Source organism: Streptomyces sp. NPDC002851, assembly GCF_053591935.1.
The window spans coordinates 41325-67549 of sequence record NZ_JBSFUT010000045.1 but is presented as its reverse complement, the minus strand read 5'-3'; the positions used below and the strand labels follow the sequence as shown (position 1 = coordinate 67549).

23 protein-coding genes and 1 pseudogene are annotated in these 26225 nt (G+C 70.1%); 8 read left to right on the top strand and 16 right to left on the bottom strand.

Annotated elements, in window-relative coordinates; genetic code table 11:
• Positions 1-110 precede the first annotated feature (110 nt).
• From ACWD10_RS33530 to ACWD10_RS33520, 3 genes are all read right to left on the bottom strand, one after another.
• Positions 111-1388 (bottom strand): serine hydrolase domain-containing protein, encoded by a 1278-nt coding sequence (locus ACWD10_RS33530; protein ID WP_451097438.1) that lies wholly within the window; start codon positions 1386-1388, stop codon positions 111-113.
• Positions 1385-2740 carry a multidrug effflux MFS transporter gene (locus tag ACWD10_RS33525; protein WP_451097443.1) on the bottom strand — a complete coding sequence of 452 codons (1356 nt, stop codon included), beginning with the start codon at positions 2738-2740 and terminating at the stop codon, positions 1385-1387. Before ACWD10_RS33525 ends, ACWD10_RS33530 begins: the two co-directional genes overlap by 4 nt.
• 160 nt (positions 2741-2900) lie before the next feature.
• On the bottom strand, positions 2901-4568 hold the full coding sequence (locus ACWD10_RS33520) for an alkaline phosphatase D family protein (RefSeq protein WP_451097437.1): 1668 nt from the start codon (positions 4566-4568) through the stop codon (positions 2901-2903).
• Between the two features lie 133 nt (positions 4569-4701).
• Between ACWD10_RS33520 and ACWD10_RS33515 the strand changes: the two genes are divergently transcribed.
• Together ACWD10_RS33515 and ACWD10_RS33510 are read left to right on the top strand one after the other, a co-directional pair.
• The gene (locus ACWD10_RS33515) at positions 4702-5478 is read left to right on the top strand and encodes an SDR family oxidoreductase (protein ID WP_451097436.1); all 777 of its coding nucleotides are present in this window, start codon (positions 4702-4704) and stop codon (positions 5476-5478) included.
• A gap of 72 nt (positions 5479-5550) precedes the next feature.
• Entirely contained in the window at positions 5551-6423 is an 873-nt protein-coding gene (locus ACWD10_RS33510) for a PhzF family phenazine biosynthesis isomerase (protein WP_451097435.1), read from the top strand.
• Between the two features lie 38 nt (positions 6424-6461).
• On the opposite strand, the gene ACWD10_RS33505 is transcribed toward ACWD10_RS33510, so the two are convergent.
• Both ACWD10_RS33505 and ACWD10_RS33500 read right to left on the bottom strand, forming a co-directional pair.
• Positions 6462-7700 (bottom strand): cytochrome P450, encoded by a 1239-nt coding sequence (locus tag ACWD10_RS33505; protein ID WP_451097434.1) that lies wholly within the window; start codon positions 7698-7700, stop codon positions 6462-6464.
• Positions 7701-7817: 117 nt separating this feature from the next.
• On the bottom strand, positions 7818-8147 hold the full coding sequence (locus ACWD10_RS33500) for a nuclear transport factor 2 family protein (RefSeq protein WP_451097433.1): 330 nt from the start codon (positions 8145-8147) through the stop codon (positions 7818-7820).
• Positions 8148-8426: 279 nt separating this feature from the next.
• On the opposite strand from ACWD10_RS33500, the gene ACWD10_RS33495 reads away from it, so the two are divergent.
• Positions 8427-9236 (top strand): polysaccharide deacetylase family protein, encoded by an 810-nt coding sequence (locus ACWD10_RS33495; protein ID WP_451097432.1) that lies wholly within the window; start codon positions 8427-8429, stop codon positions 9234-9236.
• 86 nt (positions 9237-9322) lie between these two features.
• Here the strand turns inward: ACWD10_RS33495 and ACWD10_RS33490 are convergent, their stop codons facing one another.
• Entirely contained in the window at positions 9323-10591 is a 1269-nt protein-coding gene (locus ACWD10_RS33490) for a S8 family peptidase (RefSeq protein WP_451097442.1), read from the bottom strand.
• A gap of 412 nt (positions 10592-11003) precedes the next feature.
• Between ACWD10_RS33490 and ACWD10_RS33485 the strand changes: the two genes are divergently transcribed.
• From ACWD10_RS33485 to ACWD10_RS33475, 3 genes are all read left to right on the top strand, one after another.
• Positions 11004-11528, top strand: coding sequence for a hypothetical protein (locus ACWD10_RS33485; RefSeq protein ID WP_451097431.1), 525 nt, complete (start codon positions 11004-11006; stop codon positions 11526-11528).
• Complete coding sequence (locus ACWD10_RS33480) at positions 11528-12691, top strand: MAB_1171c family putative transporter (RefSeq protein WP_451097430.1); 1164 nt, start codon at positions 11528-11530, stop codon at positions 12689-12691. The genes ACWD10_RS33485 and ACWD10_RS33480 overlap by 1 nt, the downstream gene beginning before the upstream one ends.
• A gap of 98 nt (positions 12692-12789) precedes the next feature.
• Positions 12790-13902, top strand: a complete 1113-nt coding sequence (locus ACWD10_RS33475) for an amidohydrolase family protein (RefSeq protein ID WP_451097429.1) — start codon at positions 12790-12792, stop codon at positions 13900-13902.
• A gap of 12 nt (positions 13903-13914) precedes the next feature.
• Here ACWD10_RS33475 and ACWD10_RS33470 read toward each other — a convergent pair whose 3' ends face one another.
• From ACWD10_RS33470 to ACWD10_RS33460, 3 genes are read right to left on the bottom strand one after another with little or no spacing between them, the layout of a single operon-like run.
• On the bottom strand, positions 13915-14616 hold the full coding sequence (locus ACWD10_RS33470) for an aspartate/glutamate racemase family protein (RefSeq protein WP_451097428.1): 702 nt from the start codon (positions 14614-14616) through the stop codon (positions 13915-13917).
• Between the two features lie 15 nt (positions 14617-14631).
• Complete coding sequence (locus ACWD10_RS33465; RefSeq protein WP_451097427.1) at positions 14632-15408, bottom strand: sulfite exporter TauE/SafE family protein; 777 nt, start codon at positions 15406-15408, stop codon at positions 14632-14634.
• On the bottom strand, positions 15401-16423 hold the full coding sequence (locus tag ACWD10_RS33460; RefSeq protein ID WP_451097426.1) for a TauD/TfdA family dioxygenase: 1023 nt from the start codon (positions 16421-16423) through the stop codon (positions 15401-15403). Before ACWD10_RS33460 ends, ACWD10_RS33465 begins: the two co-directional genes overlap by 8 nt.
• Before the next feature lie 275 nt (positions 16424-16698).
• On the opposite strand from ACWD10_RS33460, the gene ACWD10_RS33455 reads away from it, so the two are divergent.
• Positions 16699-18027, top strand: coding sequence for a benzoate/H(+) symporter BenE family transporter (locus ACWD10_RS33455; RefSeq protein ID WP_451097425.1), 1329 nt, complete (start codon positions 16699-16701; stop codon positions 18025-18027).
• On the opposite strand, the pseudogene ACWD10_RS33450 reads toward ACWD10_RS33455, so the two are convergent.
• Positions 17953-18318, bottom strand: a pseudogene (locus ACWD10_RS33450) (helix-turn-helix domain-containing protein); the annotation flags it as partial. The gene ACWD10_RS33455 and the pseudogene ACWD10_RS33450 sit on opposite strands and share 75 nt — an antisense overlap.
• A 950-nt stretch (positions 18319-19268) precedes the next feature.
• Here ACWD10_RS33450 and ACWD10_RS33445 point away from each other — a divergent pair.
• On the top strand, positions 19269-19871 hold the full coding sequence (locus ACWD10_RS33445; protein ID WP_451097424.1) for a DUF6461 domain-containing protein: 603 nt from the start codon (positions 19269-19271) through the stop codon (positions 19869-19871).
• A gap of 125 nt (positions 19872-19996) precedes the next feature.
• Here ACWD10_RS33445 and ACWD10_RS33440 read toward each other — a convergent pair whose 3' ends face one another.
• The 6 genes from ACWD10_RS33440 to ACWD10_RS33415 all read right to left on the bottom strand — a co-directional run bounded on the left by ACWD10_RS33440 (position 19997) and on the right by ACWD10_RS33415 (position 26210).
• Entirely contained in the window at positions 19997-21295 is a 1299-nt protein-coding gene (locus ACWD10_RS33440; protein ID WP_451097423.1) for a NucA/NucB deoxyribonuclease domain-containing protein, read from the bottom strand.
• A 415-nt stretch (positions 21296-21710) separates the two neighbouring features.
• Complete coding sequence (locus ACWD10_RS33435) at positions 21711-22427, bottom strand: DUF6333 family protein (RefSeq protein ID WP_451097422.1); 717 nt, start codon at positions 22425-22427, stop codon at positions 21711-21713.
• Between the two features lie 191 nt (positions 22428-22618).
• A complete protein-coding gene (locus ACWD10_RS33430) occupies positions 22619-23857 on the bottom strand; it encodes a hypothetical protein (protein WP_451097421.1) in 1239 nt (412 codons plus the stop codon).
• Positions 23841-24470: a hypothetical protein gene (locus ACWD10_RS33425; RefSeq protein WP_451097420.1), complete on the bottom strand. Its 630-nt coding sequence runs from the start codon at positions 24468-24470 to the stop codon at positions 23841-23843. The genes ACWD10_RS33430 and ACWD10_RS33425 overlap by 17 nt, the downstream gene beginning before the upstream one ends.
• A gap of 22 nt (positions 24471-24492) precedes the next feature.
• A complete protein-coding gene (locus tag ACWD10_RS33420) occupies positions 24493-25254 on the bottom strand; it encodes a hypothetical protein (RefSeq protein ID WP_451097419.1) in 762 nt (253 codons plus the stop codon).
• Positions 25251-26210, bottom strand: coding sequence for a hypothetical protein (locus ACWD10_RS33415; protein ID WP_451097418.1), 960 nt, complete (start codon positions 26208-26210; stop codon positions 25251-25253). The genes ACWD10_RS33420 and ACWD10_RS33415 overlap by 4 nt, the downstream gene beginning before the upstream one ends.
• Positions 26211-26225 lie beyond the last annotated feature (15 nt).

The window sequence follows — 26225 nt, the reverse complement described above, 5'->3', positions numbered from 1 at the left end:
GAGGACGAGCGCGTTCAGCGCGATATCTGCGGCGGGGTCCGGGGCGGCAGCCCCGAAGCTGCTGCAAGCTTTCGGGAAGGGGCGGGGTGGGGAACCAAAAGGCGCCCGCGTCAGGACCCGCCCCGCACCGCCCTCGCCAGCCGCGTCCCCGCCGCCGAGCGTGGCCCGCTGTCCGGGGTCCCCCGTCTCGGGTGGACCGTATTGGCCAGCAAGATCAGAAACGTGTCCGTCGTGCGGTCGAGGACGAGCGATGTGCCCGTGAACCCCGTGTGGCCCGCTGCCTCCGGTCCGGCCAACTCGCCCATGAACCAGGCGTGTTCGGGTCCGGCCTGGAAGCCCAGGCCGGGCTCGGTCAGGAGCAGATCGACGTAGTCGGGGCCGAGGATGCGGGCGGTGCCGTAGCCGCCGCCGTTCAATAGGGTGCGGGAGAAGATCGCCAGGTCACGGGCGGTGCCGAAGAGACCCGCATGCCCGGCGACGCCGCCGACCGCGTAGGCGTTCTCGTCGTGCACGACGCCCCGCAGCATGCCCCGGTCGAGCTTCGCCCATGGCCGCCGCTGGTCCTCCGTGGCCGCCGCGGACGGGCACGGCCCGAAGGCGGTGTGGCGCATGCCGAGGGGCCGGGTGATGCCGTCGTGGATCAGGCGGTCCAGGCGGTGGCCGGTGATCCGCTCCAGGACGTGCTGGAGCAGCAGCATGTTCAGGTCCGAGTAGCGGTACGCCCCGCCCGGCTCCGTGATCGGCTCCTCCGTGCGCAGCGCGGCGAGCCGGGACGCGGCGTCCGGCAAGGCGTAGAGCGGGAGTTCGGGGCGCAGGCCCGAGGTGTGCGTGAGCAGCTGGCGCACCGTGATGCCGTGCTCCGCGGCGGCCGTGAACTCGGGGACGTACGCCCCGATCCGGGCGTCGATGCCGAGGGTGCCGCGTTCGATCTGCTGCACCGCCGCCACCGAGGTGCAGAGCTTGGTGAGGGAGGCCAGGTCGAAGGGGGTGTCGACGGTCATCGGGACGCGGTCGCGTGCCGGCAGTTCCTCTTCGTACGAGCGATGCCGCACCGCCCAGCCGAACGCCTCCTCGACGGCGATCACCGGGCCGCGCCCGGCGAGCACCACGACGCCCGCGCACCAGCGGCCGGGGCCCGTCTCCCCGATCTCCCCGGTCTCCCCGGTCTTCGCGATCTCCCCGGTCTTCGCGGCAGAGCCCGCGTCCCCACTCTTCGCGGCAGAGCCCGCGGTGCCGGGCGTCGCGGGCCCGCGGAGATCGGAGAGCCGGGCGCTGGGCAGGGCGCGCACCTCGTCGACGAGAAGGCGGAGCTCCCGCGGGTCGAGCCCGGCCCGTTCGGGCGTACCGGTGCGCAGGCGTGGTGGGCTCAGGGCTCCGCTCCCTCTCACTCGCTTCTGTCGGCGCTGCCGATCCGGTCCGCGCCGCCGGTCCCGTCGGTGCCGCCGGTCCCATCAGTACTGCCAGTCGTCTCGGTGCTGTCGGTCCTGTCGGCGCTCTCTGCCCTGTAAGCGCACGCGTCCCCGTCGGCGTTACGGCGCCACGGACGGCACAGCCCCACGAAGCAGCAGATCGCGGCCAGGGCGCAGCTCAGCTGGACCACGGCCATCGGCACCGCCGTGTCCTCCCCGGCGATGCCGACGAGCGGCGAGGCGACCGCGCCGACGAGGAAGGACGAGGTGCCGAGCAGCGCGGAGCCGGAGCCCGCGGCGTGCGGGGTGCGCATCAGCGCGAGGGCGTTGGTGTTGGGCATGGCCAGGCCCATCGCGGACATCAGGACGAAGAGCCCGGCGGCGATCGGGGCGAGGCCGACCTGCCCGAAGACACCGGTCGCCATCAGGAGCAGCGCCGCCGAGGCCACGGTGATCGCCACCAGGCCGACCGTCAGGGCCTTGTCGAGGCTGACCCGGCCGACGAGGATCTTGCCGTTGATCTGGCCGACGATCATCAGGCCGACGGCGTTGACGCCGAAGAGCAGCGAGAAGGTCTGCGGCGACGCCCCGTAGATCTCCTGGACGACGAAGGGTGAGGCGGAGATGTACGCGAAGAGCGCGGCGAAGGCGAAGCCTCCGGCGAGCATGTAGCCGGTGAAGACGCGGTCGGTGAGCAGGCCGCGCATGGTGCACAGGGTCGCGCCGACCCCGCCGGACTGCCGCCGCCCCGACGCGAGCGTCTCCGGCAGACGCCGCCACACAAGCACCGTGAGCGCGACGCCGATCACCGTGAGGACGACGAAGACGCCGCGCCAGTCGGTGAAGCGGAGCACCTGCCCGCCGATGAGCGGAGCGACGATCGGGGCGAGCCCGGAGATCAGCATCAGGGTCGAGAAGAACCGCGCCATCTCCACGCCGTCGTACAGATCCCGCACCACGGCCCGAGCGATCACTATCCCGGCCGAGCCCGCGAGGCCCTGAAGGAGCCGGAAGGCGATGAGGAGTTCGGCGCCGGGCGCGATCGCGCAGATCGCGGTGGCGAGGATGTAGACGAGCAGTCCGGCGAGCAGCGGACGGCGGCGACCCCACTTGTCGCTCATCGGGCCGATGACGAGCTGCCCGAGCGCCATTCCGGCGAGGCAGGCGGTGAGGGTCAGCTGGACGGTGGCGGCGGGGGCGGACAGGGCGCGGGTGACCTCCGGCAGGGCCGGAAGGTACATGTCCATGGAGAGCGGCGGTACGGCGGTGAGGCCGCCGAGGAGGAAGGTGACGAGGAGGCCGGTGCGGCGGGAGGACCGGTCCTCCGGTATCGAGGGCCGGTCCTCCGTCGTCCGATGCGTGGCACGCTTGCCCACCGCTGTCACTCCGAGCCTCCCGTTCCGTCGCGTCGCCCCATGGTCTCAGCTCGGGGGCGCCGCATCGGTCACGGGAGACGTCGGTTCCGTTACACCGGCTTCGGGCCCGCGTCCGTTACACCTGCTTCAGACCCGGGTCGCCCGCCTCCGTGACGAAGGACGCCGCCGTCGAGATCGGCGCCCCGGGTGTGGTCACCGCGGAGACCGTCTTGAAGTCGGCGCGCGCGGAGTCGGTGCCGAGGTCGACGGTGACGTAGCCGCGGCGGCCGTTGTAGAGCTTCATGTGCGGGTTGGCCCGGGTGTAGGTGTCCCAGTTCGCGGGCTTCTCGGCGCCGTCCCTGCCGCTGGCGATGGAGGTGGTGACGATCTCGGTGCCGACGGTGCGCGAGTCCGGGTCGTCGAAGTCCTTCTTGATGTCGAAGGCGTAGTGCACATGCACGTCGCCGGTGAGCACCATCAGGTTCTCGACCCCGGCCGCGGCGGCCCCGGCCAGGACCCGGGAGCGCGAGGCCCGGTAGCCGTCCCAGGCGTCCATGCTGAGCTTCGCCTCGTCGTTGAGATCCAACTTGCGCTGCGAGAACACGACTTGCTGCGGGACCACGTTCCAGACGGCGTCCGAGGAGCGCCAGCCGTCGAGCAGCCAGCGCTCCTGGGTGGCGCCGGTGATGGTGCGCGCCGGGTCGTCCGTCTCCGGGCCCGCGGGGTGCGCCTTGTCGCCGTACGCCTGGTCGGAGCGGTACTGCCGGGTGTCGAGTACGTCGAACTGGGCGAGCCGACCGAAGCGGAGCCGCCGGTAGAGCCGCATGTCCGGGCCCTCGGGGCGCTGCGGGGTGCGCAGCGGCTGGTTCTCCCAGTACGCGCGGTAGGCGGCGGCCCGGCGGATCAGGAACTCCTCGGAGGAGCCGCCGTCCTCGGGGATGGCGTCGGCGTAGTTGTTCTCGGTCTCGTGGTCGTCCCAGGTGACGACGAAGGGGTGGGCGGCGTGTGCGGCGATCAGGTCCGGGTCGGACTTGTAGAGGCCGTAGCGGGCCCGGTAGTCGTCGAGCGTGACCATCTCGCGGTTGAAGTGCGCGGGCAGCGCCTGGTCGCCGGCGTAGCCGCGCTCCCCGCCCGCGGCGTCGACGGCGTACTCGTAGAGGTAGTCGCCGAGGTGGAAGACGACGTCGAGGTCCTCGGCGGCCAGGTGCCGGAACGCGGTGAAGTAGCCGTGGTGGTAGCCCTGGCAGGACACGGCGGCGAGCTTCAGCGAGGAGAGCTGCGCCTCGGGCGTGGGCGCGGTCTTCGTACGGCCGACGGGGCTGACCCACCTCCCGGCGCGGAAACGGAAGTAGTACGCGCGGCCCGGCTGCAGGCCCTCGGCCTCGACGTGCACGGAGTGCCCGAACTCGGGATGCGCGGTGGCCTCGCCGCGCCGGATGACGCGCTGGAAGCGGGCGTCGTGGGCGAGCTGCCACTCGACGGCGACGCGCTGGGCGGGCAGTCCGCCGTCGGGCGCGTACGGTGCGGGGGCCAGCCGGGTCCACAGCACCACGGAGCCGGGCTGCGGGTCGCCGGACGCCACGCCGAGCGTGAACGGGTCGTCGGTGATCCGGCGCGCGTCGAGCTCGGCGGCGGCCGCCGCCCCGGCGCCGGGCAGCTGGGCCGCGAAGGCGAGCGCGGCGGCCGCGCCGGTGGTGGTGAGGAAGCGGCGGCGGCCCAAGTGGCGGGCGGCGGCGCGCAGTTCGCGGGCGTACTGTGCCCCTCGCTGTGCCGAGTCCTGGCGTGACTGAGCTGCGGGTGTCATCGGCCCCTCCCCTGACGATTCTGTTCAGGGGAATTCGAGTGCCGGAGCCCGACGCCACCCTGTCGCGTACACAACAGTCGAATGGCGGACGGATGAGCACTGCGTGGACCGGCGTCCCGTACCCTGCGGGGCCATGAACGAGGTGCAAACGAAGATCGCGGTGGTGACGGGAGCGGGCTCCGGAATCGGCCGCGCGGTCGCCGTCGAACTGGCCCGCGCGGGCTGGTCGGTGGCGCTCGCCGGGCGCCGGACGGAGACGCTGGAGGAGACAGCCGCCCTGGCCGCTCAGACGGCTTCGGCCTCCGCAAGCGACACGCTGTGGCTCCGCACGGACGTATCGGACCCCGACCAAGTGGCCGCCCTGTTCACCGCCGTGGCGGGCCGCTTCGGGCGGCTCGACCTGCTCTTCAACAACGCCGGTACGTTCGGACCGGGCGGCGTCCCCGTCGAGGACCTGCCGTACGAGGCATGGCGCCACGTCGTCGACACCAACCTGAACGGCGCGTTCCTGTGCGCCCAGGCGGCGTACCGGCAGATGAAGGCGCAGGACCCGCAGGGCGGCCGGATCATCAACAACGGCTCCATCTCGGCCCACGTGCCGCGCCCGCACTCGATCGCGTACACCGCCACCAAGCACGCCATGACGGGCCTGACCAAGTCCCTGTCCCTGGACGGCCGTCCGTACCGGATCGCCTGCGGCCAGATCGACATCGGCAACGCGGCCACGGACATGACCGAACGCATGCAATCCGGCATCCTCCAGGCCGACGGCCGGCTCGCGGCGGAGCCGGTCATGGACGTCACGGACGTGGCCCGGACGGTCCGGCACATGGCGGAACTGCCGCTGGAGGCGAACGTCCAGTTCGCGACGGTGATGGCGACGAATATGCCGTATATCGGGCGAGGGTGACCAAGTCGCCTGGTACGGCGAGGACCGGCAGGGGGCGGGAATGCCCCCGCCCACCCGCACGTTGATCGCGACATGACCGAGCGCACCCACCCCGAAGTCCTCCGCTACACCGCCTTCTCCGCGGACCCGAACGGCGGCAACCCCGCGGGCGTCGTCCTGGACGCCACCGGCCTCGACGACGCCGCGCAGCTCGCCATCGCCGCCGAGCTCGGCTACAGCGAGACCGCCTTCCTGACGGCCCCGCCCGAGCACCTCGCCGACCACGAGCGGGCGTACACCCTCCGCTTCTTCAGCCCGAAGGACGAGGTCAACTTCTGCGGTCACGCCACCGTCGCCACCGCGGTCGCCCTCGCGGAGCGCAAGAGCGGCCCCGGCGATTACGTGTTCGTGACGCCCGCGGGCACCGTGCCCGTCACCGTCGCGGAGGCCGCCGGGGAGCTGCGGGCCACACTCAGCAGCGTGCCGCCGCACGTCAAGGAGGTCGCCGCGGCCGACCTGACCGAGGCGCTCGGCGCGCTCGACTGGGCGGCCGCGGACCTCGACCCGGCGCTGCCGCCGCGGATCGCGTTCGCGGGCAACAACCACCTCGTCCTCGCCGCCGCGACCCGCGAACGCCTGGCCGCGCTCGACTACGACTTCACGCGCCTCGAGGCCCTGATGCACCGCCTCGAACTGACCACGGTCCAGCTGGTGTGGCGGGAGTCGCAGGACTTCTTCCACGCCCGCGACCCGTTCCCGGTGGGCGGCGTCGTCGAGGACCCGGCGACCGGCGCCGCGGCGGCCGCGTTCGGCGCGTACGCCCGTGAACTCGGCCTGACCGCCGAGGAGTCGGAGTTCACCATCCGGCAGGGCGAGGACATGGGCCGCCCGGGCACCCTCACGGTGACGCTGCGCGCGGGCGACCCGCGCGTGCACGTGGCGGGCACGGCGGTGCGTATCGCCTGAGGGCCAGGGGGCCGAAGAACCCGTATGGCTACCGGTGGCTACCGGAACCGCACCGGCAAATGCTTGATCCCGTTGATGAAGTCCGAGCGCATCCGCCGTGGCTCCCCGGTCAGTTCGACGTCCGGGAAACGGCGGAGCAGCGCCCGGAGCAGCCCCTTGATCTCGGTCCTGGCGAGCCCCGCGCCGAGGCAGTAGTGCGGCCCGCCGCCGCCGAACGTGAGGTGGTCGTTCGGCGTCCGGCGCAGGTCGAGGACGTCCGGGTCGGTGAAGACGGCCTCGTCGCGGTTGCCCGAGGTGTAGTAGAGGACCGCCTTCTGGCCCGCCTTGACGGGAACGCCACGGATCTCGGTGTCCCGGGTAGCGGTCCGCCGGAAGTTGTGGATGGACCCGTTCCAGCGAAGGAGTTCCTCCACGGCACCGGCCCAGAGCGCGTCGTCGTCGATCCCGGCGGTCAACTCGGCCCGGGCGGCGGGGTGTTCGACGAGCGTGAGCAGGGCGCTCGAGAGCAGATTGCGGGTGGTCTCGTTCCCGGCCACGCACAGCGTCACGAAGAACATGTTGATCTCGTGGGTGCTCAGCCGCTCCCCGTCCACCTCACCGTGCACCAGCGCGCTGAGGATGTCGTCGCGCGGCTCGTCCCTGCGGGCGGTGGCGAGGGTGTCGCAGTAGGCGTAGATCTCGGCGGCGGCGATCTGTCCGTCCTCCTCGGAGGTACGGAAGTCGGGGTCCTGGAAGCCGACCATACGGTTGGACCAGTCGAAGACCCGGTCCTCGTCGGCGGCCGGTATGCCGACCATCTCGCAGATGACCTGGAGCGGGAGGCGGGCGGCCAGCTCCTCGACGAACTCGACCTCGCGGCCCGGCTCCACCCGGTCGGCGAGCAGCCGCGCCCGCCGCTCGATGTCCTCGGTCAGCTTGCGGATCATCCGGGGTGCGAAGGCGGCATTGACCAGGCGCCGGTAGCGGCTGTGCTTGGGCGGGTCCATGCCGACGAGCGTGAGCGCCAGGCTCTCCAGGGCCGCGGGCTCCTGATCCCGTACGAAGAACGAGCCCAGCTCGACCGACCAGAGCCCGGGGTCCCGGCTGAGCGCCACGATGTCCTCGTGCCGCGTGACGGCGAAGAACCCCTGGTGCCCGTCGGGCATCTCGTGCCAGTGCACGGGGTCCTCGCGGCGCAGCAGCGCGAACTGCTCGTGCGGCACGCCTCGGGCCCAGGTGTCCTCGAGCAGATCGATGGAGCCCAGTGCACGTCCGGTCCCTGTGGTGTCCGCAGTCATGACCCCGAGGATCCATATATCTGACGAACAGTCAACTACTAGGCGCCACCGATCTGTTGCTCCGTCATGTCCGCTGCCGTGCGGCGACTGCTGCTGCGTCTGTCGCTACGCCTGCCGCTACGCCTGCCCGGTCTCGAACCGCTTGACCTTGCCACCCTCGACCGTGAACTGCCACCGGGTGCGCATCTCGCCCCAGGTGTCATTGCTGTAGCGGGCCACGAGGGTCAGGCCGTCGTCGGACTGCGACTCGACGGCCATCCGGCCGTTGGAGGAGAAGATCTCCCGCTCCGTCCACTCGGCGAGATCTCGCTCGGTGCCGTCGTCCGACATGCTCGCGTCCGGGGCGAGCGCGGCCTGGAAGGCCTCCCGGTCCTGGGCATTGAGGGCGGTGACGAAGGCGCGTACGGCCGGGTCGGCGAGCAGCTCCACGGGGAGGTATTCGTTCATGGGCTCTCCTTCGATGCGTTCGATACGTCTTAGGGGCGCCCGAAGACATGGGACGCGCCCCGAGACGTACACCACGCGGCGGCCGGGCCAGCGGACCTTGGGCCGGTCGTGGCGCGTCACGCACCCCGCACCACCGCCCCGCATCCTCGTACCGCCGCGTCACACCCCCGTACCGCCTGTGGGTGATCACACACCCCCTGGGGGAACCCGCGCCTGACCTGTCCCCTCCTCCTGTGCGCCGGTGGACCGCCGGTACGAACGAGCGAGGGGAAGCGCCGTATGCAGCACAACCGTGCAACGAGTTCAACGAATCGGGCCGAGACCGGGGCCGGGGCCGGACGGCTCCTTGGACGCGTCGGCGCGGCGCTCGCAGCGGCCGCCGCGCTCACCCTGGCGCTCGGCGGCTGCGGCAGTACGGTCTCGCCGAAGGAGGTCAGGACCGAGGCGGCCGCCGATGCCAAGGGGGCGCTGGGCTCGGTGGACTGCCGTAAGGCGAAGTGCGTGGCGCTGACGTTCGACGCGGGCCCCGGCAAGGACACCCCGCAGCTCCTGGACACGCTGAAGAAGGAGAAGGTCCCCGCGACCTTCTTCCTGCTCGGCAAGAACCACGTCATGAAGCATCCGGACCTGGTGCGGCGGATCGCGGACGAGGGCCACGAGGTCGCCAACCACACCTGGACGCACAAGATCCTCACGGACCGCAAGCCCGCGGAGATACGCGCGGAGCTGAAGCGCACCCAGGACGCGATCGCCGACATCACCGGCCGCAAGCCGGTACTGATGCGCCCGCCCCAGGGACGTACGGACAACGATGTCACCAAGGTCTGCAAGGAACTGGGCCTCTCCCAGATCCTCTGGAGCGTCACGGCGAAGGACTACTCGACCACCGACTCCGACCTCATCAAGAAGCGCGTCCTCGAACAGACGGAACAGGATGGCATCATCCTGCTCCACGACATCTACGACGGCACGGTGCCTGCAGTGCCGGGCATCATCGAGGCCCTGAAGAAGCGGGGCTACACCTTTGTGACGGTGCCTCAGCTGATGGCTCCGGCGACCCCGGAGCCGGGGATGGTGTACCGGCCCTGACGGCGATGAACGGCGAAGACCGAAGGCACGGGAGGGCCGCCCGGCGGGGAGCGCCGGGCGGCCGAGGTCGTGCCGGTCCGTGACTCTCAGAACAGTGAGTGGAGGAGCCTGTTCGGGGAGCCGCTGCCCGCGCTCTTGACCACGCCGCTGGTGGCGTTGGCCGCGAGGGCGCTGCTGACCTGCGCCGGGGTGGCCGAGGGGTGACCGGCGAGGTAGAGCGCGGCGACACCGGCGGTGTGCGGGGTGGCCATCGAGGTGCCACTGATCGTGTCGGTGTCGGTGTCGCTGCCGTTCCAGGCGGAGGTGATGCCCACGCCCGGGGCGAACAGGTCCAGGCAAGTGCCGTAGTTGGACCAGGACGCCTTCGTGTCGGTCTTGTCCGTAGCGCCGACCGTGATCGCCTCCGGTACCCGGGCGGGCGAGGCCCCGCACGCGTCCTCCGGGAGGCCGATGATGTTGCCGTTGCCCGCGGCGATGGCGTAGCTGACACCGGACGCGATCGACTTCTGGACCGCCTTGTCCAGGGACGGGCTGGCCCCGCCGCCGAGACTCATGTTGGCCACGGCGGGCTTGGCGGCGTGGGCGGTCACCCAGTCGACACCGGCGATGACTCCGGAGGTGGTGCCCGAACCCAGGCAGTTGAGGACGCGTACGCCGACGACCGAGGCGCCCTTGGCGACGCCGTACGTCGAACCGGCGGCGGTTCCGGCGACGTGGGTGCCGTGGCCGTGGCAGTCGTTACCGTTCTGGCCGTCGCCGACGGTGTCGGTACCGATGGTCGCCCGGCCGCCGAACTCGCTGTGGCTGGTGCGCACTCCGGTGTCGATGACGTACACGTGGACGTTGGAGGCGGTGGTGCTGTACGTGTACGAGCCGTCGAGCGGCAGCTGGCGCTGGTCGATGCGGTCGAGGCCCCAGGTGGCGCCGGGCTGGGTGCCGCCAGGCTGTTTCTTGCCGCGGCGCGGCTTGCGTTCGTCGAGGTGCACCACGGCGTCCTGCTCGACGTAGGCGACGCGGGGGTCGGCGGCGAGCCGACGGGCCTCCGCCTCGGACATCTTCACCGAGAAGCCGCGCACCGAGGAGCGGTAGACGCGGCTGAGGTTGCCGCCGTAGCTGTCGGACAGGTCCTCCGCGACCGTACGGACCGAGGTGCTCGCCATGGAGCCGGCGGTGGTGTCGTCAAGCACCGCGATCCAGCTGCCGGATATCGCGGTCCCGGGCCGCGCCAGGCGGAGATCGAGGGGAGCCTCGGCCTGCGCGGCAGGGACCGCGAGCAGTCCTACGGCGAGGGCGGCGACGGGGACGAGCGCGCGAAATCTTCGCGTGGAAGCTGTGGAAGCTCTCGCTGGGATCAATCTCACTGGTGTCAACCAGACCTTTCTTGTCCGGGTTCCGGGCAATTCGGGCCGTGCAAGGAGCTGCCACTCGGGATCGCCGAGTGGCTCCTGAGTACGGGTGGTCAGGCCGTGCTCAGGGGTATTCGGACCGCCAACTGGCCTGTGGCAGGCAGCGGCGGCATCGCAAACCGCGGGTAACTTTCCCATGGGCGATCACCAGCCACAAGAGAGCTGACCGAACTCGAACAATAACGATCAATCGCCAAGCAAGGGCAGGTCAGACAGCTAAGCCGGGGCAGGTCGACATCCCATTTGAGTCAACATCGCCGTGGAGGATCCTTCACCCCTTGCACACGATGCGGCCATTGACAATCATCAACTGGGCAGCCACGGCCCCCCACTTCACATCTTTCGCTGCGGAGACTCGGCTTTGAACGAGCGAAAACTACGGAAGCGCTGCAAGCGCATCCTTCGAGACCTCGGGGTGAGCCCTCCGCTCCAAGTACGCGAACTGTGCCGACTTCTCGGCGACTACCGAGGTCGCCCGATTCGCCTGGTCCCGCATTCCCTGCCGGTACCGGGTCCCTTCGGGCTGTGGATCGCCACGAATACGGCGGATTACATCTTCTACCAGGAGGAGACGAGTCCGGCGCATCAGGACCACATCATCCTGCACGAAGTCGGCCATATCATCGCCGACGATACGAGCGACGAGTCCGACCCCGTGGTCTGGCAGACCCTGCTGCCGGATATCCCGTACGACGTCATCAACAAGGCGCTACGACGCACCGCTTACGAGGAAGAACGCGAACACGAGGCCGAACTGGTGGCGACGATCATCCTGGAGTGGGCGGCGGTACTGGACCACGTCATTCCCCATGACTCGGAGGATCCCGAGGATCCCGACCTTGGTCCGCTCCGTTCCGCACTGCACCCGCGCTGGGGGTGGATGTAATGTTCCAGGTTCCTCTCATCATCCTGCTGAGCATCGGAGTGCTGTGGAAGGGCGTCGACCTGGCGCGCGCCCCGCACGACCGCGCACTGCGCCTCCTGGTCTCGTGCCTGCTCCTGCTACTGACCGGCGAAATACTGAGCTTCCCCGAGATCAATGGCGCGGTGGATTCGGCCTCGGCCGTGGGCGTGGGCAAGTTGGCATTCAACGGGATCTACATGTCCGGCCTGTGCGCCCTCAATCTCTTCTTCGCCTGCGCGATTCGCGGCACGGACGGGACATACCACCGAAACCTCCGCATCCACACGGGCCTGCTTGCCGCAGTCCTTTCGGCATTGACCATCTCCATGGTGGCCACACCAGCGGCGATGCGCGCCCATTCATTGAGCACCCCGTACATGGCGGAACCGGCCATCGCCGCGTTCTACGTCATCGGCAACGCCTATTTCGTGTACGCCTATCTGACCTCCGCGCGCTGGACCCTGCACTACGCCCGCAAGGCGGCCCGGCATCTAGGAATCGGCTTGCGGATAACGGCCCTTGGACTCCTGGGCCTGATGGTGACTTCCGTCAATCGAACGATCCTGGTGGTGCTGCGCATCGGAGAACCCGGGTCGAACGAGGCGTTCAACACGGTCAATTGGTCCTTGTCCAACTGGAGCATGGGGATAGTCCTCACCGGAATCTGCTACTCGGCCTCCGTGCAACTCATCGCCCGACTACGGTCGATGGCCCACCACCGCCGCATGTACCACGAGCTCACTCCCCTGTGGACGGCCCTGACCACCGCCTACCCGGAGCTCGTCCTGGACCGGGCACCGGCCGGCTCACGGTGGCGGCGCCTGCGCCGCCTCTACCAACGCCGCGCGCACGAGCTCCAGTTCTACCGGCGTCTCATCGAATGCCGCGACGGCTTGCTCCGCCTGAGCCCGTACCTGACGCGGGTCGCGTCGGACGCCGACGACCTGGCCCACGTACCGCCCGACCAACTCGCCGGATACATCACTGAGGCACTGTCCCTGGCGCCCACGCCCGAATCCCCGGACACCGAGCACGCCGAACTGTCCTCAGCGGTCCGCGTCGCGGCACCCGTCAGCGGCGACCTGGACGCCGACGCCCGCGAACTCATCGCCATATCCCAGGCCCTGCGCGAAAGGACCCCGTGAGCAAGGTACTGATCACTGCGGACAGAGTGATCGCAGGTCCGGCTGGTCCGGCTGGCCCGGCTGGCCCGACGGAAGGGCTGACCACAGACGGCGCAGTATTGATCGACTCCGGAACGATCGTCGCGGTCGGCGCTGCCGCCGAGTTGGACGCATCGGTCGATGCGCAGGTGCCACGATTGCGCTGCCCCGGAGCGACGGTGATGCCCGGTCTGGTGGACTGCCATGTCCACCTGGCCTTCGACGCGGGCCCGAACTTGATCCGTACGGTGGCCGAGGCGGACCCGGCCGAGTTGTCCACGGCGATGACAGCCCGAGCCAAGGAACTCCTTGCCGCAGGGGTGACAACCGTACGAGACCTGGGCGACCGCGACGGCCTGACGCTGGCCTTGCGCGCCTCGATCAACACCGGAAACGTCCCCGGCCCTCGCATCATCGCCGCGACCACGCCGCTGACCGCACGCGGCGGCCATTGCGGCTTTCTGGGCGGCGAAGTGACCACGGACGACGAGATCCGAGCACAGATCGCGCACAACGCGGCAGCCGGAGCCGACCTGATCAAGGTGATGGCCTCGGGCGGCGCACTCACCTCGGGCGGCCCCCGCATGTGGGAACCACAGTTCACCCCGGACCAACTACACCTGATCGTCCGGGAGTCGGCACGCCACGGCCTGGGCGTCGCCGCGCACGCGCACGGCACGGACACGATCGCCCAGTGCGTGGACGCAGGCGTCCGCACCATCGAGCACTGCTCCTGGCGCACCGCGGAGGGCATCGTCTACGACCCGGCGATCACCGACCGTATGGTCGAGAACGACGTAGCCGTCTGCCGCTGCGTCTCCGGAGACTGGCAGTTGTTCCTCGATCAAATGGGCCCGGAGCGGGCGCAGGCAATGATCGAGGTCATTCAGGAAATGCGAAAGGCAGGTGTCCGGTTCATCGCGGGCACGGACGCGGGCGTACCAGGGGCCCATTTCGGCGACTACGTCGGCATGCTCGAATTCTTCGCCTCGCTGGGCTTCGAGAACCACGAAATCCTCACCATGGCGACCGTCAACGCCGCCCGCGCCCTTGATCTCCCGGACACGGGCACCCTGACCCCCGGCATGCGCGCCGACCTCATCGTCGTCGACGGCAACCCGCTGCGGGAGTTGAGCGACCTGCGCCGCGTCCGCCATGTCTTTGCGGCGGGCCGCCAGGTGGGGCGGCCCTGAAGGCGGCCCTCGTCAGGCCGCAGTCAGGGCCAGGGTCGCTCGTACCGTGGCTCGGGCCAGGACTGCCGTGGGGTCGACGACCGGGAGGTCTGCGCTCAGTTCGCCCAGGAGCAGCGGCAGTTCGGTGCAGCCGGCCACGAGCAGGCCCGCGCCCCGGGAGGCCAGCTCCTCGGAGGCCCGCTCGATCAGGCAGGCCGCGGCCGCGTCGGGCCCGCCCGCCTTGACCCGGCGGATGGCGCCCGTCACGGCCTCGCCCTGGGTCAGTTCGCCGGGCGCCACGACCCGCAGCCCCTCGGCCTCCAGGGCCCGTTGGTAGAGCCCGGCGCGGACCGTGCCGGTGGTGGCCAGGAGCCCCACCGACGCCACGTCCGGGTGGCAGGAGCGGATCTCGGAGACCGTCTCCGCGATCATGTCGAGCATCGGGACGCGCACGCTGCTCCGTACCTCGTCGAGGAACGCGTGCGCGGTGTTGCAGGGCGTGGCGATGGCCCGCGCTCCCATTGCCTCCAGGCGGTGCGCGCCGCGGACCAGCCACGGCGTCGGGTCGGGGCCGCGGCCGGTCAGGGCCGCCGAGCGGTCCGGGACCGTCGGGTCGGCCCACACCACCACCGGCAGATGGTCCTGGTCGACCCCGGCCGGGGTCGCCTCGATCACCTTCCGGTAGAAGTCGACGGTGGCCAACGGGCCCATCCCGCCCAGGATTCCGATACTCATCCCACGTCCCCCATCTCACGTCCCCCATTGGTCGAGTGCAAGCTTGCCGACCAGCACGGTCACGACGACGAGCATCACGCCCCGTACGAAACCGCTGCCGCGCTTGAGCGCCATGCGCGCGCCCACCGTGGCGCCCGCCAGATTGAACAGCGCCATGAAGGGCGCGAGCACCCACAGCACCGTTCCCTGGTACGTGAACATCGCGAGCGCGCCCAGGTTCGTCCCGACGTTGACGACCTTCGCGGTCGCCGACGCCGTGACCATGTCCATCGAGAGCAGGGCCACCAGGCCGATCACCAGGAAGGTGCCGGTGCCCGGGCCGAGCAGGCCGTCGTAGAAGCCGATGCCCGCGCCGACCACCACGACGGCCGTGATGACCCGCTGCCGCGTCACCGCACCGCCAGGCTTCTGCCCGAACTGCGGCTTCAGGACCACGAACGCGGCGACGGCGAGCAGCAGCACCATGATCACGGGTCGAAGGACCGCGCTGTTCACGCCGGCCGCGAAGAACGCCCCGCCCACCGCCGCCAGGGCCGCGACCGAGCCGAGCCGGACCGCGAGCCGCACGTCCACACGGGCCTTCCGGGCGAACGTCACCGCCGCCGCCGAGGTGCCGACGACGCCGACGGCCTTGTTGGTGCCGAGCGCGTACGCGGGCGCCAGGTGCGGGAAGGCGATCAGGAGGGCGGGCACCTGGAGCAGCCCGCCGCCGCCGACCACGGCGTCCACCCAGCCCGCGAGCGCGGCGGCGACGCAGAGCAGCACCGCCGCGGTGAGGGTCAGGTCATGCACGGGCGTAGCTGTCCTTGCTGAGCACCCGGCCCCCGGCCCGTACCAGGACATCGGCGCGCAGCTCGCCCGGGTACGGGTAGAAGCGGCGCAGCCAGCGGTCGTTGCCGTCGTAGCGCGGCGTGAAGTCGCTGCGGCCGTGCACCACGATCCGGTTGTCGACGAGGAGCATCTCGCCCCGGTCGGCGCGCACCGCCCGGTGCACCGTGTGCATGGCCGCGTTGAGCCGCTCCAGGGCCTCCTGCGCCGCGCCGTCCGTGCCGAAGGTGTTGTGCATGTTGAAGCGAACCCTTGTACCGGGGGCGCCGGTCGGGCCGTCCGTCAGGACCGGGTGCGGCTCGGTCACCGGCCGCTCGTCCTCGCCCAGGCCCCGCGTGAAGGAGAGCGGGAAGCGGCTGCGGTAGCGGTCGGTGCGCAGCAGTTCGCGGTCGGCGGCGGAGAGCAGCGGCTCGGCCTCGCGGACCGAGGCGACCATGGTGGCAGCCTGCCGGTCGTGGTCGGGGCGCAGGCACAGCAGGCCCAGGTGCGAGGGCCGCACCGGGTGGTGGACGTTCTCGGTGTGGAAGTCGAAGAGCGTGGAGCCGGAGTTGAGGGGCTTCGCCGCATCAGAGGAGACCGGGTACACGTCGTGCACGAGCGCCCCGGCCTTCTCGTCCTCGTAGCCGATGAGCCCGCCCAGCGGATGGGCGACCAGGGCGACGAGCAGGCTGGAAGGGTGGGTCTCGCCGAGCACGTTCGAGCCGTACGCCTCGGGGGTCGCCGGGATGTCGCCGACGGGCAGCCCCCGCACCACGAGCAGGCCGTGGTCCGGCGGGGTGTCACGGAAGAACGTGATGGCGTCGCGCAGCCGGGCCGGCAGGCGCTCGGCGAGCGCGCCGAAGTCCCCGGACTGCAGGGTCTGTTCCAGAGGGCCCGGCAGCTGCGCCGCTGCGTGGGTCAGCTCCTGGAGCCGGGCGGTGTCGGCCTGGTCGAGGGTGAGCGCGGCGAGGTCCGCACGGGGTTCCGCATACGTCGTCATGCCGGAGATCCTGCGACTCCAACAAACGCCATGACCAGGCAAGTTGACCGTCCGGAAACGTCCATGACCCGCTCCGGTCATGCCCCGGGCCTGTCCGGCCCAGGCCGCGGCCTGAAGCGGACGGGCCCCGGTGGCCCATCGCCCCGTCAGGTGCGGCAGCATGTGCGGCGGCGCGCGACAACGTCATCGGGGGAGGTGTCGCCATGCCTGCTGTTGTCTCTTCGTTCTCTTTCATCTGGGGCTAATCCGTGCGATCAGGGCGATCCGGCCGATCGATGTCCGGACGAGCCGGGCGAACCGCCTCCGTCACCGCGGTCACCGCGGGGGTCGTGGCGATGGCGGTCTCGTACGCGGGACCGCTCGCCCTCGTCCTGGCCGCCGCCGATGCCGCCCACCTGAGCGCGGCGCAGAGCGCGTCGTGGGTGTGGGCGATCTCCATCGGCGCGGGTCTGACCTGTGTCGGGCTCAGCTGGTGGAGCCGTACGCCGGTGATCACGGCGTTCTCCACGCCGGGCGCGGCCATCCTGGTCACCGCCCTGCCCCAGCACGACTACGCCGAGGCCGTCGGCGCCTTCCTGGTGGCGGGCGTCGCGGCCACGGCGCTCACCGCGACGGGACTCTTCACCCGGCTCCTCGCCCGGATACCCGAGGGGGTGGTCTCGGCGATGCTCGCCGGGACCCTCTTCTCGTTTGGCACCGCGATCTTCACCTCGCTGCGCTCGGCCCCGCTGCTCGCCGGCGCCATGCTGTGCGGCTATCTGCTCGCCAAGCGGCTGTGGCCGACGTACGCGGTGGTGTGCGCGCTCGCCGTCGGCATCGCGGTCGCCGGGGCGAGCGGCGGCCTGCGACTCGACGCCTCCGGCCCCGGCCTCGCCGTACCGCATCTCACCGCGCCGCACTTCTCGGTGGGGGCGCTCATCGGCATCGGCGTCCCGCTGCTCGTCGCCACGCTCGCCGGGCAGTACGCGCCGGGCATGGCCGTGCTGCGGGCCGACGGCTACCGGCCGGACGAGCGCGTGGTGTGCGGGACCACCGGCGCGGTGTCGGCGCTGCTCGCGCCGTTCGGCTCGCACGCGATCAACCCGGCGGCCATCACGGCCGCGATCTGCACCGGCCCTGAGGCGCACCGGGACCCGGCCAAGCGGTGGGTGGCCGGGGTGAGTTGCGGCGTCGGCTATCTGGTCGTGGGCTGCTTCGGTTCGACGCTCGTCGCGCTGTTCACCGGGTTGCCGAAGGCGCTCGTGGCGACCCTGGCGGGGGTGGCACTGCTCGGTGCGCTCTCCGGCAGCCTGGCCCGTACGGTCGCCGACGAGCGTCACCGCGAGGCCGCCGTCATCACCTTCCTCGCGACGGCGTCCGGGGTGACGGTCGCCGGTATCGGCTCACCCTTCTGGGGACTGCTCGCCGGCGTCGTCGCGCACGTCCTGCTCCAGGTCGGCCGCCGTGGGGGCGAGCCAGCCCGCCCGCTCGGCGAGGACCGCGACCTGGAACCTGCTGGTGGCGCCGAGCGCGGACGTCAGGTCGCCGACCATCCGGCGGACCGTGCGGTCCGAGACGCCGAGGCGACGCCCGACCGCCTCGTCGGTCAGCCCCTGGGCGAGTAGCCGAAGGACGGCCCGCTGCCGCCGGTCGGGCTGGCCCTCCGGGGCCCCGTCCCGCTCGGTGCCGGGCCCCGCCGCCAGATCGGTGGCCTGCCCCCACGCGTACTCGAACTGGCTGCGGAACACCTCGACCAGGGACGGGTCGTAGACGACGACGGCCGCCGGCTGCCCGTCCGCGCCCGTCGCAGGCGCGATCGCGAGGTGCTGATCGATGACGATCAGCCGGTGCGGCAGCGTCACAGCCGTGCGCACCTGGGCGCCCGCCCTGCGCAACTCGCGTAGATACGTGACCATATGGGGCAGCGCGGCGGACGAGGCGAGGTGGACGGTGCGCATCGCGACGCCGCGCCGCAGCGCGTGCCGGTCGCGCGCCAGACCGTCCTCGACCATGAGCCGCGGCACCCCGCGCCCCGGGTGCAGCGAGACGACTTCCTCGTGAGCCTGCTGGGCGGCGTCCTCCAGGGCGGCCGCGATATTGGCCGTGCCCTCGACGAGCTGGGCCTGGGTGCCGGAGAGACGCTGGGCGTGGATGGGGTGGAAGTCGGTCAGCATCCGCTTCATGGCCTCGCGGGTGCGGGTGCTCTGCTCGATGAGCTCGCTGACCCGGCGGGCGTCGGCGGCCAGCAGGTGGTCGAGCGCGGACTCGGACGACACACAGGCCCAGCCGCTCGGGGTCGCGGTGGTCCGCACAAGGAGGCCGAGTTCGGACAACGCCTGCACGGCCGCCGCGTACTCCTCACTGTTCCACCCCAGCCGTCGGCACACGGTCGCCGGTGTCCACCCGGCGTCCTGGACAGCGATCACGTAAAGACTCTGGGCGAGCTTGTGCTCCAGCCCAACGGCCCTGGTCAAGAGGCCCCCCTCCTCGTCGCCCGGGCGCAAGAAAGGGCCGTCGCGCCCCCCACCGGGGTGTGACGACCCGTCATTGCGCAGCCGGGCCCAGGATACGTGACCGGCATCCGCCGGTGTCTGACGCTGCGGCTCTTCCTCTTCCTGAGGGAAGTCGAGCAGATACGTCCCGTTCGACTGGAGTGGTCCAACACTCAACTGGACCTTGCTGTCGGACCGTTACCGCTCGAACCATGTGTCGTCCATCGCCACGACGGCATCTGCGGTGCGCTCAACACGGAACCACCGCTGGTGGAGCGTGGCCCGCTGCTGTCCCCCGTATGACGGCCGGATGCGCCGCGCGTAGGGTTCGTGATGTTGCTTCCGTCCGACTAGCCGAACCATGTGGGGGAAACGTGCCGGGCAGCAATCCGCTGGCGTGGATCGCCAAGTTCCATGATTGCCACAGCCTGACGCTGGTGGAGGGCCTGTCGGCCCGAGAGCTGCTTTCCCGCCTTGGCTGTCCTCCGGACAGCGTCCGGCAGCCGGAGGACACCGACGACATCGAGGAGTTCCTGGAGGAGGCGGCGGAGCACTACGACGACTACGGCGCCGTTCACGCCGGGGTCGTCGGCAACTGGGCCTGGGCTCTCGAGCCGCAGAGCCTCTGGGCGTTCAACGAAGAGGCCCGTGTCGCCGCCTCCCGGGAAACCCGGCTCATCGCCTGCTGGCACAACGGGAACGCGCTCGGATATGTCGAGCACTGGGTGGATGGCACGCTGATCACGACGTTCGACGCCAGCCACCCCGAGTGGCGGCACGAACAGCGGGGCGAGGACCCCGACCGGCTCTTGGAGCCGATGCGCAGGGTCGGATTCCTCGGTGACGGAGTCCACGGCGAGCTGCCGCAGTACACGGCCCTGGCGCTGCTCCACGAGTACACCGGCGTCACGCTGACCGCTGCCGACGTGCACGCCGGACTCCTCGCCGAACTGCCGGCAATCGACTACGACGCCTGATGGCCGGTGGCTGGCGGCCGGTGGCTAGCGGGCCGATGCCTGGTGGCCGGTGCGGCCGCCGATAGCCGGTGCGACCGCCGACGCCATGGCGGGCCGCACCGGCGGGACGCCCGGTCGCGCGTTACTCAGCGCACGCTGATCCAGTACTTCTCGCCGTCGAGGACGCGCTGGTTCCGGTGGAAGAGGGAGAGCGAGCCGCCCACCGAGCCATTGGGTTTGTTGGGTACGTGCCCGATGGTGCAACGGCTCGACGGGGTCACGTTGTTGACGTAATGGATGAGCCACTTCCCGTTCTTCTTCTCGGGCCGGATCTCCGCGCAGTCCTTGCCGCGCAGCCCGACCCGGCCGCCGCTCTCCTTGGTCGCGGCGAACGGGAACTCGTCACAGGAATCATCCGGAACCTGCGGATCCGGCTTAAAGGTGCTGTCACAGATCTTGCCGCGGTTCTTCTTCCGCACCGACTCACTGGCCTCCCGGTGCAGCGGCTTCCCGCGCCCGTACCAACCCCAGTGGCCCTTGAGGTTGTTCATCGACCAAGCGACGTTCGCGTGCCCCTCGTGGCTCAGCCGCAGTTTCAGGACCGGCGCCTGCGAAGGGAACACACAGCCGCGGCTCTTGCCGTCCGGCGACCTGTCCGAGTTGAAGGTCTTGTCGCAACGGATCTTCATCGACGGCCTGAACCAGGCCGGGGCGATCAGGACCTGGCCCGTCCCGACGACGGCGACCGTGGTCTTCGTGCCGAAACTCTGCACCGCCGTGCCGGCCTTCCACGTGTGCGCGGTCGATCCCCGCAGTTCCTGACGCACCCGTATCGGCCGCTTCCCCGCCCACGCGGAGCTGCTCCCGCAAGCGCCACCGGTGCAGGACGTGGTCCAGGCGGCCCGGAGTCCCTTGGCCGTGCCGGTGGCCGCGTCGAGACGCAGGCTGTTCTTGGTGCGTATCCGCCCCGTGGCGGAGCTGAGCTTGAACTCCTGCTCCGCCGTGAACACCGCCCGCCCCGTGGGCCTCTTGGTACGCAGATCGATCACGGTGTACGTCAGCGTCACCTTGCCGCAGCCCTGTTTGCGGGTGTACCACCACCTGCCGGGCTGGGCCTGGCACTGCTCGCCGGCCCGGGTGGAGATCTCCTCGGCCTTCTGCCCCACGGGCTCGGGAGACTTGACGCTCTCCCAGCACCCGATGCTGTCCAGGCCCTTGTCCAGGAACCGTTCGAGGGCCGCCTTGACCTTCTGACAGCCCTGCTCGAACTCGAACTTGATCGACCCGCCGTCCTGCGCCCGCGGCACCGCACCGGCGGCCTCAATGGCCTTCGTGCCGCCGCGCGGCTCCCGGCCCGTGGCACCTTTGCCGTCGGTACCGGCCGTGCCGCCTTCCTGAGGCCCACAGGCCGCAACTCCCGCCAGCGTCGCGATGGACAGGGCCACTGCCAGCAGCCGCCGGGACAATCTTGGGGCCGATACCACGGCTCCCCCTCGTCATGATCTCGACAACAAAACGATCATGAGACCACGGGAACCCCGCCGGGGCAACAACACTTCTTCACCGGGGCGGGCCCCAAACCGTCGGCGAGCCCCAAACCGGGGTCGGCTTAGGGCCGCCCGCGATGTGTCAGGGTCGGGGTGGGTGAGGGGAGGGCCTAGGTGGTGGGCGGCGCGCAGCCCTCGTGACGTGTACGCGTCGCCCGCTCACCATGGACCTCAACTCGCCGCGTAAGGAGGGAATTGGACACTGCCGACTTGCCAACTAGCCATATTTCAGGCGGAAGTTCGGGGGTAACCGTGGGGTATCCGGAGGGCGTATCCGGAGGGCGTATCCGGGGAGAGCCAACCCCCGTCACCCTCAAATGAAGTACAGATACTCCAGCGACCGCACGGCGGACTCAGAGTGCCGCACACGGAACGCCGTCGCCTGCATCTCCTCCCACCCCCACGGATCCGACGCCCCCAGAGCGAGCCCGGCCAGGGAGGCCCACGCCACCTCGTTGGCCTTCTCCCGCAGATCCACGCCGACGTTGTCGAGCATCCAGCCAGGCAACCCCAGCGAGGCGATCACGGCCTGGGGGTCGCCGGTGACGACGAAGGGTTCATCCTCCGGCCAGCCGGAGGCGTGGAACATCGCGCCGTCCGGCATCAGCACCAGATCCTCGGTGTGCTCCGCGCCGCCGTAGAAGTTGACCCTTCCCACGATCCGCGCGTCCGGGAACCGCTCGCGCAGCCGCTCGGCGTCGCTCAGCAGCGGTGTGTCGTTGCCGTCGCTCGCGAACGCCGGATTCGCGATCCCCAGCATGCTTCCCCACGCGGCGGCATGGACGACGTCCAGATCCGCGCGCGTTTCAGAAGGCAGCGGGTCAAGGACGGACCGGGGCCCGAGGTCTTCAAGCACCTCTTCCACGTCTTCGAACGACTCGACGAACTCGCGGGCCAGCTCCGGGTCATGGGCGGGCAGGGTGCGGGCATCGATACCGAACGGCGGATGAAACACCGTCAGATGGCACAAACCCATCGACCCGCGGGGCACCTTCTCCGGGACAGGAGCCCACTCCTGGTTTCCAGTCATGTCTCGACACCGTAGCCGCGTGCATCAACGGCCGCGCCAGATGCATCAACTTCCAGGCTGGGCCCGCCCTTGCTCACCTCGCTGGGGTGGGCAGGGCGCCGTCCAGCAGAGGCAACGACCGCATCCACCGGTGCCATGGCCCTGCGCTGGTGCCGCGGTGAGAACTGACGCCAGCCCTGTTCCTCGCGCGGTCAGCCGACGCGCCCCCATCGACGGGTACGCGGCCGCCCCCCGCTTGCCGCGGCTTTCGGCTTCGCGGGTGCCGCGTCGGCGCGTCCTTTCTCCACGCAGCGCACGGGGACGACGGCACCGTCGGCACGCAGCGACACCACGCCGTCGCCATGGATATGGCCCGCGAACCAGACCTGCGCCCGCCCAGCCGGTGGTCGGCGCAGAGCGAGCTGCGTGCGCAGGGCCTCGCTGCCGGTGACCAGCACGAGAGCACGCCCACGGTGCCGTATCTCGACATCGAGCGTGCGCCAAGGCTGACCGTCGCCCCGCACGTTCCTACGCAGCTTGAAGCGGGTCCGCAAACGCTGGAAGGCCGGGATCACGGTGACGAGCAACAGCATGCCAAGGCCCTTGCCCCCGGCGAAGCTGTAGGGCCCTAGCGTGAGGAGCCAGAGGAAGGGAATCGGCGCGACGACCAGAACGGCTGCACCTCGTATCAACAGCAGCCGCATCGAGCGACGCGTGGCCGGATAGGACATGGCCGGGCCCGGTGGCGGTGCGGGAGCTCGCACCAACGGGGTACGGTCCGACGTCTCGGCCGGGCGGGCGAGTTCCGACAGGGGCGCACCTGCCTTGACGGCCCGTCTCAGCGCTTCGGCAGAGGCCGGGCCAGGCTGCTCAATGCTGGCGCCCCGTGCTGCCGCGCGTGGGACCTCCAGCATGCGCTGCGGTCCGCGCTTGCCCGGTACCGCGATGATGGCGCGGAAACGCGGATCCCCGGCGAACCACAGCGTCCGGATCTCCGCCTTGGCCTCCCTCCCGGCCTGCGGGGACATCCGCTCAAGCCACCAGCGGGTGCGCCGACTTCGGTCCAGGTAGACCGAAACCCAGGAATCCGGGTTGTCCGGATCCGGAACCTTGAACCAGGACATTCCACGATGGGCGGAATGGCGCTGGCCGGTCGAGTGCGGAAGGCCCCTCTCATAGACCTGCCACGGATAGGTGCGCAGGATCCGGCGCAGCCAGAACATCCGCCTGACTCGGGGGACTTGAAGGACGCAGACTCCGTAGATTCCGGCGATGACGTGCATCAAGCCCAGAAACCAGATCAACCATATCGGGCTGGGCAAGAGGAAGAAGAACACGGCGACGCTTGCCGCAAGCCCGACAGGGACACCAAGGAGATGCAGCGCGAGGCCAGCCCGCAAGGCACGACGGGTACCCGGTTGCTGCCAGGCGGTGTCACCGGTGGGGTGCATTGTCCGGGTGCACCACCTTCAAACTGCGAGCGAATGCGTCGAACGCGTCGATGTTCGCGGTCACCCAGCCGACGTCGTCGCTGACGGTGCGCATGGACAGGTCGATGCCAAGAGAGTCGACGCGCCACCCGTAGTTGACCGACACGCAGGGCACTTGGCTGCCCTTGTGCACGAAGTGGCGGACGGAGCGCCGCCCCTTGCCGAGGTTGTCGGTGGTGAAGTCCACGATCTGGGGAGCCTGCACGGCTCCGGGCTCACCGCGCTGCACCAGGGTGTCCAGGGCCTCTTCCAACTCCCCTTCCCAGCGGGCCGCGTAGAAGAAGAACGGCACGATGCCCCGGCGCAGATCCGGGAGATACGCGAACAGATGCTGCATGGGGATCTTCTGCGGAAACTGTTCGGAGAGTCCTTCGAGCATCCGCGCCAGCTCTTTCACCTGCACCTTGTGCGCCTTGTCACGGGGACAATCGCCAACGAGAGCACAGTGCAACTCGGCGTATTTCTTCGCCCACTTCCGCCGCAGCCGGTCGGCGCCTCTCCCCTCCAGGATGGGGACGGCTATCCAGGCGTCCGTCGGTTCTTCGGCGAAGTCGAGTGCATACGCAATGCTCATGCTGTGCTCCAGCTGACGATCGTCATGACGGCTTCGCATCCGCGCCGGGGGAATCGTCCCCGTCCACGAACTCGATCACCGGCACCTCGAAGGACACCGCCCGGAGGATCGACATCATGACTTCGCAGAACTCGGCCCAATAGTCCAAGGACGCGGTGTCGAGCGTGAACACCGCGGTGAACGGGCCCGTGGGGAACGGGATATGGACCTGTATCTGCCCGGTGAGGAGCTTGGCCTCCTCGCCGGTCGCCGTGATCTCCGGATTGAGCCGGTACTCGGTCATCGAGATACAGGAGACCGCGGGGCCGCACAGCAGATCGAGCGGACGGACGTCGTTGAGCTCGTCGCGGGAGAGGGCTTCGAGAATCTTCCCGGCGGCCTTACTCGGATCGTCCGGATGCCGCTCCGTAGGAACGATGGCCAGAGTGAGGGCGCATTGGGCGACGCCGAGGGAGGGTTCGTGCCCGTCCTCCGCCGCCGTGCCCTCCAGCGCACCGTCCGCATCTGCCGTGGAGAAGAGACCCATAGCAGCGTACGAGGCCCCACCCCTCGCCATGGCCTCGGCCAGCGCGGCGTAGTACTCCGCGGCGGGCTCCCAGATGCTTTCGTCGCCACGCGAGTAGAGCGCGCGCACGAACAGCTGGGCCCGCTCGGCACGTTCCTCGGGGGTGTTGGCGATCGGCAGTTGGTAGAAGCCGTCGGTGGTGGCGAACCAGATGGGCGGGGGTTCGGATGCGTTGGCCGGAACCGGCACGGGTAGGCCGACGGCGGAGAGGTCCGTCATGAGGCGGAGCCGTCCTTGGCCGTGGTGGAGTAGCGGTGCCGCGCGTGGGCGAGATACGCCTTGCCCTCGAGTTCCGTACCCTCGACATCCATGATCGTGAAATTGCCCCTGGCACCGGAGCGGGAGGTAGGTGTCGGGTCCGCCACTGCAATTCGGTAGCACCCACATGGGTTCCGCGTGATGACCGGAGGTCCGGAGTCCGGCGACTGTTCCGCCAAAAAGGCCCGGGCGGTGCTCTGATGCGCCGCCGGGAGCGATTCCATCGGGAGCAGGGCGAGAGGTCCGACGAGGTATTCGGTCAACTCAGCTCGCGCGCGGACTTCGAGGCGACACCAAGAGCCGTCCGTGAAGACGACCTTGATATCCGACCCGTCCTTGAAGTTCCGGCGCTCGACCGCCGCAATCGCGGAGCGCGGAATCTCCCAGAGCACCTGGTCTTCAATGGTCGTTGTGTCGTCGTGGACGGGCAGTCCCACGATCACGAAGCGGCGGTCGGTGACGATGGCGTGGGTGGTGTACTGCTTCCGGTCCGCACGGCCGGGATCCAACTGCCAGGGCAGGGTGCGGGCAACGGCACCGGGCGCCGCCCACATCACGGGGAAATCCTCGACCTCGTCGGGTCGGTCCTGGGATTTGTCCGCGCCGGCATCCGGGTCGGCAGGATCTCGATAACCGCTACCGCCAGGGCTTCCTCCCTGCGAGGTCAAGATCCCGGCCACGACCACGCCCAGCCCTACGAGCGCGCCTTTGAGGGTGCTGCGGCCGGCCGCGTTCCCACGGGTGCGGGCGGTGTAGTGCGGGCCTTCGGGCCAGCCCGCCAGTTCGCTCTGGATGTCACGGCGTTCGGTGTCACGGAACCAACGCATGCCCCTGACGGTCATCGCGGCGCCCGTGGCGAACTGGACCGGCTTTCGGGCAAGCAGGGTCTCACCCGGTTCGGGCTGCCAGATACTCATATGCGTATGCGCCTT